General features: G+C 31.7%; 18 protein-coding genes. All 18 read left to right on the top strand.

Annotated features, from left to right (window positions below):
- Positions 1-251 precede the first annotated feature (251 nt).
- The 18 genes from MHI00_RS08545 to MHI00_RS08620 all read left to right on the top strand — a co-directional run bounded on the left by MHI00_RS08545 (position 252) and on the right by MHI00_RS08620 (position 14,645).
- A complete protein-coding gene (locus MHI00_RS08545) occupies positions 252-656 on the top strand; it encodes an LPXTG cell wall anchor domain-containing protein (RefSeq protein ID WP_341112758.1) in 405 nt (134 codons plus the stop codon).
- Entirely contained in the window at positions 601-1,251 is a 651-nt protein-coding gene (locus tag MHI00_RS08550) for a WxL domain-containing protein (RefSeq protein ID WP_341112762.1), read from the top strand. Before MHI00_RS08545 ends, MHI00_RS08550 begins: the two co-directional genes overlap by 56 nt.
- A gap of 25 nt (positions 1,252-1,276) precedes the next feature.
- Complete coding sequence (locus MHI00_RS08555; RefSeq protein WP_015076321.1) at positions 1,277-1,915, top strand: WxL domain-containing protein; 639 nt, start codon at positions 1,277-1,279, stop codon at positions 1,913-1,915.
- 27 nt (positions 1,916-1,942) lie between these two features.
- On the top strand, positions 1,943-2,644 hold the full coding sequence (locus MHI00_RS08560) for a WxL domain-containing protein (protein ID WP_341112767.1): 702 nt from the start codon (positions 1,943-1,945) through the stop codon (positions 2,642-2,644).
- Positions 2,645-2,707: 63 nt separating this feature from the next.
- The gene (locus tag MHI00_RS08565; RefSeq protein WP_341112769.1) at positions 2,708-3,799 is read left to right on the top strand and encodes a DUF916 and DUF3324 domain-containing protein; all 1,092 of its coding nucleotides are present in this window, start codon (positions 2,708-2,710) and stop codon (positions 3,797-3,799) included.
- Positions 3,771-4,721, top strand: coding sequence for a hypothetical protein (locus MHI00_RS08570; protein ID WP_341112771.1), 951 nt, complete (start codon positions 3,771-3,773; stop codon positions 4,719-4,721). The genes MHI00_RS08565 and MHI00_RS08570 overlap by 29 nt, the downstream gene beginning before the upstream one ends.
- A gap of 161 nt (positions 4,722-4,882) precedes the next feature.
- Positions 4,883-5,824 (top strand): hypothetical protein, encoded by a 942-nt coding sequence (locus MHI00_RS08575; protein ID WP_341112773.1) that lies wholly within the window; start codon positions 4,883-4,885, stop codon positions 5,822-5,824.
- A 613-nt stretch (positions 5,825-6,437) separates the two neighbouring features.
- Entirely contained in the window at positions 6,438-6,869 is a 432-nt protein-coding gene (locus MHI00_RS17715) for a tyrosine-type recombinase/integrase (protein WP_445662559.1), read from the top strand.
- A 1,009-nt stretch (positions 6,870-7,878) separates the two neighbouring features.
- Positions 7,879-8,607, top strand: coding sequence for a DUF2786 domain-containing protein (locus MHI00_RS08580; protein WP_341112777.1), 729 nt, complete (start codon positions 7,879-7,881; stop codon positions 8,605-8,607).
- Positions 8,608-8,692: 85 nt separating this feature from the next.
- Positions 8,693-9,409, top strand: coding sequence for a hypothetical protein (locus MHI00_RS08585; RefSeq protein ID WP_341112780.1), 717 nt, complete (start codon positions 8,693-8,695; stop codon positions 9,407-9,409).
- Between the two features lie 140 nt (positions 9,410-9,549).
- Entirely contained in the window at positions 9,550-12,003 is a 2,454-nt protein-coding gene (locus MHI00_RS08590; protein ID WP_341112782.1) for a SpaA isopeptide-forming pilin-related protein, read from the top strand.
- A 59-nt stretch (positions 12,004-12,062) separates the two neighbouring features.
- Positions 12,063-12,221, top strand: a complete 159-nt coding sequence (locus tag MHI00_RS17720) for a DUF6906 family protein (RefSeq protein ID WP_414734197.1) — start codon at positions 12,063-12,065, stop codon at positions 12,219-12,221.
- Between the two features lie 77 nt (positions 12,222-12,298).
- Positions 12,299-12,499, top strand: a complete 201-nt coding sequence (locus tag MHI00_RS08595) for a hypothetical protein (protein ID WP_341112784.1) — start codon at positions 12,299-12,301, stop codon at positions 12,497-12,499.
- A gap of 26 nt (positions 12,500-12,525) precedes the next feature.
- On the top strand, positions 12,526-12,798 hold the full coding sequence (locus tag MHI00_RS08600; protein ID WP_341112786.1) for a hypothetical protein: 273 nt from the start codon (positions 12,526-12,528) through the stop codon (positions 12,796-12,798).
- A gap of 53 nt (positions 12,799-12,851) precedes the next feature.
- Positions 12,852-13,670: a hypothetical protein gene (locus tag MHI00_RS08605; protein ID WP_341112788.1), complete on the top strand. Its 819-nt coding sequence runs from the start codon at positions 12,852-12,854 to the stop codon at positions 13,668-13,670.
- 51 nt (positions 13,671-13,721) lie between these two features.
- A complete protein-coding gene (locus MHI00_RS08610; protein ID WP_341112790.1) occupies positions 13,722-13,946 on the top strand; it encodes a hypothetical protein in 225 nt (74 codons plus the stop codon).
- A 68-nt stretch (positions 13,947-14,014) separates the two neighbouring features.
- Entirely contained in the window at positions 14,015-14,266 is a 252-nt protein-coding gene (locus MHI00_RS08615) for a hypothetical protein (RefSeq protein ID WP_341112792.1), read from the top strand.
- A gap of 28 nt (positions 14,267-14,294) precedes the next feature.
- The gene (locus tag MHI00_RS08620; RefSeq protein WP_341112794.1) at positions 14,295-14,645 is read left to right on the top strand and encodes a hypothetical protein; all 351 of its coding nucleotides are present in this window, start codon (positions 14,295-14,297) and stop codon (positions 14,643-14,645) included.
- The last annotated feature ends 2 nt before the right edge of the window (positions 14,646-14,647 follow it).

Genomic DNA, 14,647 nt, shown 5'->3' on the forward strand with positions numbered 1-14,647 from the left:
AGGATGATACATATAGGTTAATAAGAATATATTTTTTAAATATTGTTTAAAAACAATAGAATTATCGTGGTAAGGACATCCATGTGAAATATAAAACTATACACTATTTAAAAAATGCTCCTTATAGTGATGATTTTTATCGAGAAAGGTTGTTATGAAAGATATAACTACTTTGTATTAACACTTCTTAGGTTTTTGGTGATCCTTTTACAATAAGAAAACCATAAAAATAATTTTTAGTGGAGGTGGAAATGAAGGTGAAAATATTTTTGAGTATTATTTTTGTAGTTTTTATGGGCAGTTTTATTTTGTATGAAGAAGTTTTTGCAATGGATGATAATACAAGTCAAGCAGGTATTAGTTTTTCAGAAAATGAAAATACAGATAATAACGATTCCATAAAGGGTGGTCAGACTGAAAACAAAAAAGTTTCAAGTTTGGAGTATGGCACAAAGAAAGAAAATATCTACTTACCTTCTACAGGTCAATTTCAAAAAAAGTATGGTTTAATAAGTTTTGCTTTTTTGGTAAGTGCTTTAGGTCTTTTTTTATTGAATAAAAAAGAATATCGCAACAAATTTAACATGAATGGAGAAAATTATGAAAAAATTAACGAAAATAAGTATGGTTGGATTAGGTTTGATAATGACTACTAGTATTGGAAATACAGCTTTCGCTGCTGAAGCAGACGGGTTTAAAACGACAGCTGACTTTACATTGGAAGGAGGAACTGAAGACAATAAGCCAACTAATCCCATTATTCCAATTGATCCTCCTACGAATCATACGGGTAATTTAGTAATTGATGCAGTATCAGATTTCACCTTTGAAAACGGAAAAATTGAAAGTAAGACAGTTACTTATAATGCTGTAATACCAACAGATAAAACGTTAGGAACACAGGTTACAGATATGCGAGGAACTGGTGCAGGTTGGGACTTAACAGCTAAAATTTCAGATTTTGAGAATGCAGATAAGACAAAAGTCTTAAAAGGGGCACAGCTATTAATCCCAGAAGGAAATGTCTCAACTACAAGTGTGTCTAAAGATAATCCAGCTATTTCAAAATCTGTAACATTGAATGCAACGGAGCAATCTATTTTCTCTGCGAGTCAAGACTCTGGTATGGGTACATGGTCAACAGATTTTGAGGGGAAGGGAAACCATGTCTCTATAGTGGTACCTGATGGGAACTATGCAGATAGTTATTCTGCCGAAATTGTGTGGTCTTTACAAGATGCACCAAAATAAAAAAATTAATTTAGGAGGAGATAAAATGAAGAAGATTGAATTATATCTAGTTTGTGTGGGCTTACTTACTGTAGGGGCAGGATTTACAAATACTCAAGTACTTGCTGCAGAAATTGATACACAACAGAGTACTACTGCGGTAGAAATTGAAGCCGGTGGAAATGAACAAAATCCTATTATTGATGGAGTACAACCAGGAACAGGTCATACAGGTTCTTTAGTAATAGATGCTGTATCAAATTTTAATTTTGGAAAAGTCAAATTAGGTGTGACAACGCAAAATGCTATTCCGGTAGAAGGAGAAACTTTAGGTGCCCAAGTAACAGATGTTAGAGGTACCGGTGCAGGCTGGAGCTTAATGGCAAGCATTACTGAATTCTCAAATTCAGATGAAACAAAAAAACTGAAAGCGCAATTAACAATTCCATCAGGTAAAGTAAAAGGAACTGATGCTAATAGTTTGACTCCTGCAATTGCTTCAGGTGCAACTTTGAATGAATCTCCATCAAAGATACTTTATGCAGAGCAAAATTCTGGAATGGGTACGTGGTCAAATGCTTTTGAGGGGAATTCTGGAAAAGTTAATTTACTTATTCCAACAGATAGTTATATTGATTCGTATAGTGCAATAATCAACTGGTCATTGCAAGATGCACCAGCATAAAAAAATAAATTATATTTAGGAGAAAATATGAAAAACAAATTATTAATTTCGTACGTTGCTTTAACTAGTTCTGCTTTGTTAGTAAATCTAACTGAGGTGGAAGCAAGTACCACTAGCCAAGAAACGAGTGAAAATATTATCACTTTCGTTGGAGGTGGGGAAGATATTACAGGACCAGTAAATCCAGAAGATCCGGATTTACCAATTGTAATCGATCCAGCTGATCCCAACAATCCTGGTACAGATAATCCAGGTCCCTTATCTCTGGATTTTGTATCAAATATACAGTTTGGTGAAAAGAAAGTAAGTGGTAAAGATCAAGTATATAGCGCGCTTAATAAAGCTCCTTATGTACAGGTTACAGATGTTAGAGGTACGAATGTTGGGTGGAGCCTCTCTGTTACAGCTAGTGAATTTGTAGCAACGAATGATCCCACAGAAGTTTTAAAAGGTGCTGAACTTTCTTTTAAAAATCCAACTGTGAAAGCTGCAAGTAAAGGAAATGTTTCAACTCCTCCTACGAGTAATGATGTAACATTATTAAATACAGAGACGCAAACAGTAATGAATGCGCATGTAAATCAAGGTAGTGGTACATGGCTGACTACTTGGACAACAGGTACAGATTCAAATGACAATGTACAATTAAAAGTATACGCTGGATCTGCAAAAGCCAACACAACGTATACTGCAGATCTAAAGTGGGCGCTCTCTGACGCTCCAAAATAGAATTAAAATAGGGCAACAAGAAGCTCATTTCTTGTTGCCTCTTTTGAAATAGGAGGCACCGATTTGAAAAAAAAATTTTTAATAATCTGTATATTTATATGCAGCATTCTATTAATTAGTACTAACGTAGATGCTGCATCAATGGGGTATTCAGTTAAAGCAAATATCCCAGAAAATCAAATTGATAAAGACAAGTCATATTTTGATTTAAAAATGAAACCGAGTGAAGAACAAACAATTACTTTAACAGTAAGCAATAGTTCTGAAGAAAAGATAGAGTTAAATATTGTCCCAAACAATGCAAAAACTAACCAAAATGGAGTTATCGATTATAGTGAAGAAAACCTCAAGAAAGATAATTCTCAAGTATATTCATTAACCGATATCATTTCTGGTAAGCAAAAAATAGCATTAAATCCAGGAGAAACAAAAGAAGTAAGTTTTCAGTTGAAAATGCCTAGCGAAGAAATTGACGGGATAGTGTTAGGAGGTTTTTATATCTATAAGGAGGACACGGATTCAAAAAATACAAGCGAGAATGTTCAAATAAGAAATTCTTATTCTTATGTAATTGGAATTCAATTATCTGAAAATGACACAATTGTTGAACCAGTTGTCAATCTTAATAAAATAAAACCTGCTCTTCAAAATTATCGTACTGCGATTACTGCAAATATTCAAAATAGTAAACCAACTATTATAAATAATTTAGTAATAAATGCTAAAGTAACCGAAAAAAATAAAACTGAAGTTCTACATGAAACGGTAAAACAAAGTATGTCAATGGCTCCTAATTCAAATTTCGATTTTCCTATTAGTTGGGATAATGAGCCGTTAGAAGCAGGCGATTATACTCTCCATTTAAAAATTAATACAGGTGAAAAGGAATGGAGCTTTGATAAAAATTTTTCAATTGGTAAAGAAGATACAAAAAAATTAAATGATGAAGCAGTAGACATTAATAAAAAAGAAATAAATTGGAACATAGTAGCATTATTAATTTTTCTACTTATAGCGAGCTGTTGCATTGTGATTACTGGTTTACTGATTAGACGTAAAAAGAAAATTGAAAGAGAAAAAAAATTAAAAGCTGCCAGAATTAAAAAAAGAAGGAAGGTAAAAAATAGTGAAAGAAATAAGAAAAAAATCACATAAAAGAAATTTTTTCCTTTTGGTATTTGAATTTATTCTATTAGGTTTGTTACTATTCATTAAGCCACAGTCATCTAGTGCATATTCTGCATTTGAAGTCCCTACTGGAACCATATCATTATATATAGTTGGTACGGGGATATTTCCAGATATTGATAGCAATGGTTTAGTATACGGATACAGAGATACTAGTTTAATAACTGATAGATATTGGTACTCAAAAAAATTATCAAATGGACAATTTATTTTCACCTCAATGAAGGCCCCTAATAAGTTATTAACAATAAACTCTGATAACAGTATATCGGTTGTTCAGTATACGCAAGATATTTATACAGATGAAAGTAAAATTCCTACTAATTCTAGATTCTATGCCAAGTATGTAGGGATTTCATCAAATCGATATAGTTTTACAGTATCAACAAGTAGTAACTTTGACTATGCGATGGGTTTTGACTTTTATAATGATTATTATTTTTCATACAGACCTACAAACTCGAATACAACAGCTGATGGACGATGGTTAATGTCATTTGGACAACTATATACTACTACAAATATGCTGAATCTTAAAGTAGATAGTGTTGTAGGAAAAAAATATATAAATTCAGATATCCATATAACTGGATCATTAAATGTATCTGGAGTAGATACATCAAAACTCACATTAAACATAGGTAATAATGTTTATTCAATTAAAGATATGGATGTTACTTATATAAATGGAAAAGCAACATTTGATGTTCCAGTTCCTTTGACTTATGACAAATTTCAAGAAGGAAAAAGTTATTCTATTGAAGTTTCTGCCAATACTGGCTTTTTAGATTCGTATGACAATAGTCAAAGTTTTACTGTTGATTATTCAGTGATGACAGGTAGCAGCACCAATAAAAGGTTGAAGCCGGAACTGATTTTAGTAAATTAAATCCTGCAGATTTTATAACAGATTTAAAAGATAGTGCAGGAAATACTGTTAAAATAAATAAATTTGTAAATATTCCAGATAATAAAAAGGTCGGTAAAAAAAATATTGGTATTGAGGTTACTAATGGCATAAGTACAGATACAATAACAGTTGAATTTGAAGTGGTTGATACAGTAAATCCAACAGCAACTGCGGTTCCACAAAAAATCCAAAAAAATTCAACTTTCACCTCTAATGCTTCATCTTTAATTACGAATGTAGCTGATAATGGTGGAGCAGATAGTGTTACCTATTCAATAACAAAAATTCCATCAACTGATAAAGTTGGATACTTTACCGCTGAAGTTACGTTAAATGATCAATCAAATAATCAAAGTGTAATTGAAATTCCTGTAACAGTTTATGATGAGACTACACCGATAGTAGGAAATAGTATTTTAACTGGTAATGATTTTAACATAACTATAGAGGACTTAAAAAAAGGTGTAAGTAATTCAAATTTAACCAATTTAATTTTAGAGAAATCTGATTCTAAGGCTTGGGATATTGTAACGGGCAAAGAAATTGAAACGATTAGTGTTGCACAAAATGATTTAGATTTTTCTAAAGGAAGCTATAGTGCTCTAATAAGAGCGCAAGATTCCAATAATAAAATAGTAGAAAAGACTATAAAAATAACAGTAATAGATGGCTATCTTGAATTTAGTTCAGTAGATACTAACTTAGACTTTGGTAAAATTAGCGTATCAAGTACTGAAAAAATTTATAATTTATATACAGATTCTAATATAGCTATTGAAGATTCAAGAGGAATAGATTCTGATAATTGGAAGTTGACGGCGAAAATTGTAACTCCGTTGACATATGAAAATAGTGAGCTGAAAGAAACCTTATACTATGTAGATAATTCAAATAATACATTTATTTTTAATAATGAGGAGAGCACAATAATAGAGCAAAGTGCCGTTGACAAGTATAAAATAACCAATCTAGAGCTGAAAAATGATAATAGTTCAGGTTTACATTTAAAAATGTTGCCAGGTCAAGGTAAAGTTGGAAATTATAGTGGCGTTATTCAATGGTCATTAAAAAATGCTCCATAAATTATATAAATTCTAAACTTTAGGGAGGAATAGTTATTAGTAAAGTAGAAGAACATTGGGATGATAAAATTATTTATTATGTAGTTTTTAAAGCTAAGATAAAAATAGGAGGTATTGAAAAAATAGAAAAATTTTCTAAAACTCTAATATTAGATCCAAACTTAGATAGAAAACAGATAAAAAATATTATACACAAAAAATTGTATAATATTGTAGAAATAGTCCATATAGATCAATTGGAAGATTGTATTTGTTTAAAAACTACTTAAAACATTTATGAAACTGAATCAATAAAAATTGAAAAAAAGTAGTATCAAAATTATATATAGTTAGCTTATATTATAGAAATAAACTAACCAAATTAAAATAAAATTTGGTTAGTTTATTTTTTACGTCCAATTAGCATTATCATAGGCGAAATTGTAGGGATTTGAGTAGTTATACTTATTTTTTGTGAAACGTGTTGATATTAACAAGAATCAAAAAAGAGAGTATTTAGAGTATCTATTGCTAACGTGTAAAAAAAAACACTGTAATGTCATATGTTAGCGATTTAAGAAATTTTTACGATGTTTTAATTACTTTTTACGATTTTAAATTATAAAACCACGGTATTAGAGTTACTGAGTGTTCTGATATTAGGATTAATGACATTGATTTAAAAGATAGGGTGATAAGAGTACGAGGGAAGGGAGGTAAAGAGAGGTTGGTTCTTTATGGAAAATGTTTAGAACCCTATCTAATTGACTACTTAAATTTCAGGTTATACCTCTTAAAATTCAATAAACAATCACATTTTTATTTAATGGTTGACATGAGAACGCCTAAAAAACTCAGCTTTAATAGAATTTATAGTGAAATTTCTAATGTTGGGAAAAAGTTGCATATCAGCATAAATCCACATAAATTAAGGCATTCGTTTGATACACATTTACTCCAAAATGGCGCTGATATTAGGACTATACATGAACTACTAGCTCATTCTAGCATATCATCAACAAAGATTATACTCATGTCCAGTATAAAGAAAAGCAAAAAGCTATAAAAAATATTTATTTAGGTAGTTAGTGATTTAAACAGATCGTTTATATACTATATTTAGAGAAAATTAAGCGTTTTGTGAGGTGAGGTGCGGTGCAAACAATTGAATGTTATACCCATCAAACGAAATTATTAAACAACAAATTGTAGCGCAATTGAATGAATATGTATTAACTCAGCAACAAGTTTGTGACTATCTAAATGTATTCTAGTTATTTGAGCAAATTAATTAAACAAAAAAACTTGAAGCATTTCATATTTTAGAAAATGGTAAAATGAATTTGAATTTATTTTTCAATCTGATGTTGATAAATACAAAAAAATATTTAAAATTCCGTCCCAAGGTGCGTATAGTAAAGGTACGATATGAGTGGAACAAGTTTATTTAAATCGAAACAGGGTAGTCGCAACATTCGCTGCCTTGTAAAAGATTTTATATTCTAGTTTACATAATATATAGATGTATAGCATTTATTGGTTTATGGAAATAAGAATTAAATGCAGAGATCGAAAACATATCTAAATGATATGTTTTTTTTATATCAAAAAATGCCCTTTGACAAAAAAATAGCCGAACATTGCAAGACAATGAACGACCACTATAATATTTCCTAGACAGCTATATTATAGTATGAAATTTAATAATATGCAATGAGGAGTGATTAAGCAACGACTGACAGTTGCAAGGGTCGATGTTGGTTAAAGTCCAACCGAATCCCTAATGATAGTAAATTAATTTGAGTTTTCAATTAAAAACTTTACTCAATCTATCCATAATAGTAACTTTCTATTCGTGTCGTACTAATCAGTTTACTACGTTACAGGGAACTGATTTGATAATCATAATTGATTTGCTTCGCTGTAAAGAACAGCTACTAGGTAACCAATTTGGGTACTGATAAGCGCCATGAAACTAATTTTAGTGTAGCGATAAAATTTTAAGAATTGAGGAATTAAGCTATCTCGAAATTGAGGTAGCTTTTTACATACAAAAAATTGGAGGATGAGGAATCTTGAAAAGTAGCAATTCGAAAATTATAAAAAAGGTAAAAGGTTTGTTGGCAATAGCTAGAGACGAAAAGAATGATGAAGAAAGCCAATCAGCATTTATCCTAGCTCAAAAATTAATGATCCAATATTCAATTTCAAAACATGAAGTTGAAGATTACGACCTATTAAATGAATCAGATAAAATTAATGAAGAATCGGTAACAATTTATAAACGCTTGTATTGGTGGGAACACTATTTATCACAATTAATTGCTAAGAATTTCAGAGTGAAAGAATATTCAAGTGGTCGGTATATTGACAAAGGAAAGCAAAGAAAGAAAAAGATTGTTTTTTACGGATACGGTCGTGATTTAGAACTCGCTAAAGAAATGTATATTTTAGCTTATGATGTCATTTTATTTCATACAAAGCAATATATTAACGAAAGCTACAACAACTATCAAGAAAAGCGAAGTAGATATGTAACAGAAAGTATTAAATCTAGCTATATTAAAGGGTTCTTAGATGGGCTGTCTGAACGATTTGAAGAACAGCTGTCTGTGTTGAGAGAATCTTACGAAGTGATGGTTCTTGTGCCTAGAGAGGTAGAAGAATCCTTTCAAGAGATGTCTGCGGATTGGGGAACATCCAATATTGCCCCTCCTCCTGTAGAAATTTCAGGAGCTTATCAAGAGGGTTTTAGAAATGCTAAAGATGTTGATTTTACTAGAAGGACAATTAATGCAAGCTAATTTAAAAGTAATATTAATTTTTACAAAAAATAACAATAGTGTATAATAAAATAATATTATGCATTTAATTAAAAGGAGAATGAAAATGGAAAAATTAAATGAATTAAAAGTGTTGGTATTGAAATATAAGAAACAAGTGATTATTGGTTTATCTGTGTTGCTTGTGGCTGTTTCTTCATTTGTTATTGTTGGTAGTGCAAGTAAGCAAACGAAAAACGAAAAAGAAGAAATTAAAGTAGTTTCCAATACTGGCATTAAGACGAAAGAGAAAAAAACGCCAGTAGAAAAAAAGAAAGTGGAAATTGAAGCAGAAAAAAAGAAAAAGGCTGAATCTGAAAAAGTAGCTAAAGCAAAAGTTGAAAGTGAAACTAAGGCAAAGGTAGAAGCGGAAAGTAGTGCTAAAGCTGAAAGCGAAAAGGCAGAGCAAGTAAAAATTGAAGCTGAACAACAAGTTGCAGCGGCTGAAACTCCAGTGCAACAAGTAGTGGAACAGCCAGTTCAAGAATCACAATATGTAGCTCCAGCTGCTGAAACACCTGTTAATCCAGTTGCGCCAGTACAACCAGTAGCCCCATCTAATCCAACACCACCAGCACAACCGAGTGCACCTGTTCAACCGCAACAACCAAGTACGCCAGAACCACCAACGCCAGCGCCAGAACAACCGCAACAACCAACTGGACCACCTGCTGGTTGGATGTCTCCGCCGTATCCAATTGGTAGTGGAGAATTAATGGATTGGTTAATGGATAGCGGTTATTATGGTTATGATATTTCAGGAGCATATATTCGACCATACTAATAATATGAAAAAAAGTAACTTTCAAATTTGAAGGTTGCTTTTTTATTTGAAAAGAGGTGAAATAATATGGTTAGAAGTAGAGAACCTCCCATTTTTCTAAATTGTTGAAAGAAGAAAATATAAACAATTGGGAGGAAAATATGAAAAAATTCAAGTTCAGTAAAAATATGAAAAAAATTGTGACAGGTATTTTGGTTATGGGGCAAGTTGTTGTTTCTTCTTTAGTACCTATAGTTGCAAAAGCAGATGTAAATTTTCCTAAAGAAATAACACTAGAGTACAATTTAGATCAGTTGTATTCAATGACAGGTACATTTTCTGATGGACGAGTGTTTAACACGCATACTTTACCGCTGTATGCTCAATATGATGGCATTAAACAGGCTCTATTTTGCACTGAACCGGGCGTACCTATAAATAATCCTAATACACCGGGCTATACTTCTAATCCGTTGCCTGAAATTGCAAATAAGCCACGAGCGAAGTTTATCTCTGTTTTGTGGAAATATGTTGGTACTGATGCTGATACACAAATGGTAGCGCAAGCTATGTTTTGGAAAGAAGTAAATGGTTTGACAATCACAGATATTAATAAACCTGATGGAACGCCGCTTTCTAACTATCAAGCGATTAAAGATAAAATTAATCAAATCGTAACTGATTACGAAAAGAGACCTAGTTTCCACAATCAAAAAATTAAAATTAATTTAGGCGAATCTGTAACATTAACAGATTTAGATAATGTGGGATTATCAAGATTTGATACATTAAGTCCTAAAAGTGATGCAAATGTTGATTGGAAAATTAATGGAAATAATCTAGTGATTACACCTAAAAAAGATTCTAAAATCGATGGTTTTTTAAGATTTATTAAATCTGTAGATGTTGGTACTCCTGTAGTTTATAAAAAAGCAGGTCAACAAACCGTAATGGCGGGCGCAATTGATGATCCAAATGGTTATCAAATTAATCTAGAAATCATTAAAACTGGCGAAGTGAAAATTACTAAACTGGATAAAGGAACTGGTAAAGTCGTTCCGGGTACTAAATTTGATGTTACTTTTGACGGAAAAACTCAATCTGTAACAACTGATTCAAAAGGGGAAGCTATTGTAAAAGATGTTCCACACGAATCTAAAGTCAATGTAACTGAAAAATTTGTACCAGCGCCATATATTTTAGATACAAATAATACGAAAGAAGTAGTGGTTCAAGCTGGGAAAACAGCCAGTGTTGAGTTTAAAAATGAACGTGCAACAGGGAAAACAACGTTAGTGAAACAAGATGCTACTACAAAATCAAAAGAAGCGTTGAATCCAACGTATCCTCTTGCTGGAGCTAAGTATGGCTTGTTTAAGAAAGATGGTACTCTATTAAAAGAATTTACCTTAGCTGCTGATTTAACCGCTTCTGTAGATAAACTAGAACTTGGTTCATACTATTGGGGTGAAACACTAGCTCCAACTGGTTACACGTTAGATAAAACAAAACATGTTGTGGAGTTGACGTATAAAGACCAAGTGACACCAGTAGTTGTAAAAGATGCTGCAAGCAATGAAGATGTAATCCGTATGAATTTAGATGGTCAAAAATTGATTCAAAATGATACGAACGAAATCTTTAAAAATGGGGTTGAGTTTACTCTAACGAATAAACGTACCCAAGAAACAAAAGTAATCACAACGTCAACTGTAGACGGTAAAAAAGGGTATTTCAACTATGCTGATTTAGCAATTGATGATTATGTCCTTACTGAAACTAAAGGCGTTGAGGGATATAAAAACGTTGATCCTATCGAAATTCTACACTCGTATGATAAAGAATCTAATTCTTTTACCTTTACAGTGAAAGACCAAAAATCAGGAAATATTTTAAATGAAGAAACGCTCACTCAACTAGAACTTTCACAAGGACAAAATGTGGACTTGGGAACCTATACGTTGAAAGACAAAGCGGTTGTTGTTGAAAAACCAGTTGTTGGAATTTCAACGCAAGCACATACTGGAGACGGAAAAACTCAAACCTTTATATGGGGTGAAGAATTAAAAGCGTATGATGATGTGAATCTTACTCATAAAAATATTCCGGTAGGTACAGATCGTGCTTATGAAACAATTCAAGTTGCGGTATATCCTGATGGTACAGAAAAAGACGTGTGGTCAACTGAAAAAGTTGATTATAAAGTAGCAGATAAAGAAACAACAGAACGTGTTTTATCTGAATACGATTATAAGAAAGACCCTAAGGGAACACGTTATTACTTTAAAGAAATTGGCTACAATAAACCTTCTGAAAAAGAGTATGTTGAAGATGTAAAACATAACTTTGACGGAAAAGAAAAAACGCAAGACCTTACACCAATTATTAAAGAAGAGCCTGTGGTAGAGCCTAAAAAGGAAACTCCTAAAGAAGAGCCTAAACAAGAAGAACCAAAGGCAGCTATTCTAAAATTATTCCCTCAAACAGGGGAAGAAGTTAAAACTGCAAGTATGATCGTTGGGCTAGTAGTAATTGCTGGTGCTGCTTGTGTGATTTATTTCCAAAATAAAAAGAAGAAAGAAGCCAGTCAAGAAACAAGTAATGAAGATGAATAGTTTTGTAGGAAAGCGTGCGAATCTGTAGGCTTATTTTTTATGCCAAAATGAGGGGGTGAATGATTTTGAAACATGGTAAAAAACCAAATAGGGTTCAGAAAAACTTAATTTGTTCAAAGAATTTGAACCCTCATAATTGGCTAGTGGTAAAGAATTTTAGTTATGAAATTCATATGAAGCACAGAGCCACTAAGTCGTACAGAGTGCTTAAATATTAAGTCGCTGTTGAAAGTGAACGAATGAAAGTATCTTTAGAACATTTCTTTTATTCAGAAATTTAAAGGAGCTGGAATGTATGGATCATGCGTTTTACTGCTATGAATTGATGTCAGAGTTAAATGAAATTTTGTCAGAATTACGATCAGTTAGCGAAAAAATTGAAAATAAGAAAAATAAATCCATTGGTTTTTCGAAAGTTGGAGCTTTACTTAAAGAAGCAGACGATGCTATTTGTAATGCAACTAGTGCTTTATCTGTTCTTGAGGAAAATGATTAAAATTTAATGATTGTAAGGTGAAAGTAATGTTACATCCAATAGAAGAAGCTTTGGGAACTTTAGGGTATGCGAATATGCACTATACTAGTGTTTCTAACAATGAAGAAAAATATGCAGATCGAATTGCTGCAGAAGGTTCTGATTTGGAACAAAAAGATGAAGAACTAGCAAAAGAACAAATTGCCTTAATGGAAAAGTATGATGAATTAAGGAAAAAAGATTCTAGTTTAATCAAAAAAATCAGTGAATTAACTGAGGAAATATCGAATGATATGTACAAAGAAAGAGAAGCTTTATAATTGTCCAAATGGTTTAAAAAAAAAATAAATTTAAATAAAGGGGTAAAATTATCATGTCGAATACAATTACGCAAATTCCACTAAAAGCTGGAGCATTAGGAAAAATCATCACTCTAACGGAGGATGTAAAGGTACGAGTGCAAGGCATGCAAAATGAAGTTATTAAATATGCAGCTACATCTGAAGCAATTTCAGAGTTAGAAATTTTTGTTCAAAATCCTAAAAAAGGAAAACATTCAGAAGCTATGCAAGAGTTAGAAGTGGGTGACCTGAAAATTATGCCTATGCTGCCACAACAAAGAGGTGGCTTCCAACAAAATTCCATTTCTTTTGTTAAATTAGTTCTTTTAGCCGATAAAGTAGACGTAAAAGGTGCAGCAGATATAAATAATTTTAATGTTCAGGAAAACAGTATTACCGACATTAAAACAAATGCGGGATCTAAATTAGAATTTATTTCAAAGCATGTGGATTATGAAAAGATGCTCGGAGATATTCGATTTGTAAATGCAGTTGCGAAAGAAGAGTATTTCGATGGTCAAAAGACTGGAGAATATGAAGGGTATGAAGTGACTGTCTCTTCGGATAAATTAAATGCAACCTTTACCTTCTTAGTATCTGATTTAGAAACAGATTATACTCAATTCCGCCCACTAGTTGATTTAGTTGAATTTGTTGATCCGCAAATCTCTAGCTTGTTTGAAGATGTCTCTAGTGTAGAACGTGGTGGTATTAACATTAGTCTAAAAGCTGATACAGTTCGTAAAAAAGTAAATGCTGCTGCTAAACCTGAACATGCTCAACCAGAAAAACAAGCAGATTCACCACATGATAAAGGCAACCAAAAACCTGAAAAAAAGCCTAACAATTAATAACAAAAAGAAGGACTAAATTAGTTCTCTTTTTTAGGGAGGGAAGAAACAATGGGTAATTATTCAGATGTAGAAATTTATTTAGTAAATATTGAAAAAAACCTCAACGAAATTAGAGACAGTAATAAAAATGCTAATGGTAAAAGATTTTTCACTGAGTATGAGGAGAAAATGGAAGAATTTAAAAAAAGATTTTCAAGTTTTGAAGAAGAAATTGGAGAACTTGATAGTCATGTTATTCAATTAAAGAGTTATATTGAGGAAGGTAGTTTTTAATTGAAAAAAACAATTATTGAGAGGGCTATTCTTTAGCTCTCTTTTTTTATAATAAAGAAGGAGTTGAAATGATGTATTTTGATTTAGAATTAAAAAGTTTTCTTTCTGATTTTAAAGAACAATCAAAAAATAAAAATGTAGATAGTGAACGATTAATAGGAAGTTTACGAGAAATTGCTCGAATTTGTAAAAATGATGGAAGTTTTACTATAACGCTAATTGAGAGTGAACAAATTCATAATGAACGTACCATTTTTGCGTTTGTTATTGAAGAAAATGAAGATGGAAGAAATGTTATTCGGTATGAAGGGCATAATTAAATCTGATCTAAAGGTGGTCTGAAAGACTATGCAGTATTTTTCTATGAGTAATGCCATGAGAGGTATGGGATTTATGGTACTTTCTAAAAAAACGGAACAATGTTTTTTATTAGATTATGGTAAAAATCTTTCATTGGTTGTAGAAAGTATGAAAAGAGATAATCCTAAAGATACCTCAAAAATAAAATATGAATTTTATAAGCTTCAAATGAACAAAAAACAATCTCACATTTTAAAAGTTTACTGTACAGAAGTTACTGCCATTGCATGTGTAACGAAAGTTGCTAGGCACTTGCTCTTTATGATGAATAAAGGATATTTAGAAGGTGGTCAAAAAATTTACAATGAAGCTTTAAAATACAGAGATTTAAAGAGGTGAAA

The organism is Carnobacterium sp. FSL E2-0243, from assembly GCF_038003605.1.
Classification (GTDB): domain Bacteria; phylum Bacillota; class Bacilli; order Lactobacillales; family Carnobacteriaceae; genus Carnobacterium; species Carnobacterium maltaromaticum.

What these genes read in the sequence shown, in the direction of transcription:
- MHI00_RS08545 (WP_341112758.1), top strand. Translation starts at nt 252, where the DNA reads ATGAAGGTGAAAATATTTTTGAGTATTATTTTTGTAGTTTTTATGGGC.
- MHI00_RS08550 (WP_341112762.1), top strand. Translation starts at nt 601, where the DNA reads ATGAAAAAATTAACGAAAATAAGTATGGTTGGATTAGGTTTGATAATG.
- MHI00_RS08555 (WP_015076321.1), top strand. Translation starts at nt 1,277, where the DNA reads ATGAAGAAGATTGAATTATATCTAGTTTGTGTGGGCTTACTTACTGTA.
- MHI00_RS08560 (WP_341112767.1), top strand. Translation starts at nt 1,943, where the DNA reads ATGAAAAACAAATTATTAATTTCGTACGTTGCTTTAACTAGTTCTGCT.
- MHI00_RS08585 (WP_341112780.1), top strand. Translation starts at nt 8,693, where the DNA reads ATGGAAAAATTAAATGAATTAAAAGTGTTGGTATTGAAATATAAGAAA.
- MHI00_RS08590 (WP_341112782.1), top strand. Translation starts at nt 9,550, where the DNA reads ATGAAAAAATTCAAGTTCAGTAAAAATATGAAAAAAATTGTGACAGGT.
- MHI00_RS17720 (WP_414734197.1), top strand. Translation starts at nt 12,063, where the DNA reads ATGATTTTGAAACATGGTAAAAAACCAAATAGGGTTCAGAAAAACTTA.
- MHI00_RS08595 (WP_341112784.1), top strand. Translation starts at nt 12,299, where the DNA reads ATGGATCATGCGTTTTACTGCTATGAATTGATGTCAGAGTTAAATGAA.
- MHI00_RS08600 (WP_341112786.1), top strand. Translation starts at nt 12,526, where the DNA reads ATGTTACATCCAATAGAAGAAGCTTTGGGAACTTTAGGGTATGCGAAT.
- MHI00_RS08605 (WP_341112788.1), top strand. Translation starts at nt 12,852, where the DNA reads ATGTCGAATACAATTACGCAAATTCCACTAAAAGCTGGAGCATTAGGA.
- MHI00_RS08610 (WP_341112790.1), top strand. Translation starts at nt 13,722, where the DNA reads ATGGGTAATTATTCAGATGTAGAAATTTATTTAGTAAATATTGAAAAA.
- MHI00_RS08615 (WP_341112792.1), top strand. Translation starts at nt 14,015, where the DNA reads ATGATGTATTTTGATTTAGAATTAAAAAGTTTTCTTTCTGATTTTAAA.
- MHI00_RS08620 (WP_341112794.1), top strand. Translation starts at nt 14,295, where the DNA reads ATGCAGTATTTTTCTATGAGTAATGCCATGAGAGGTATGGGATTTATG.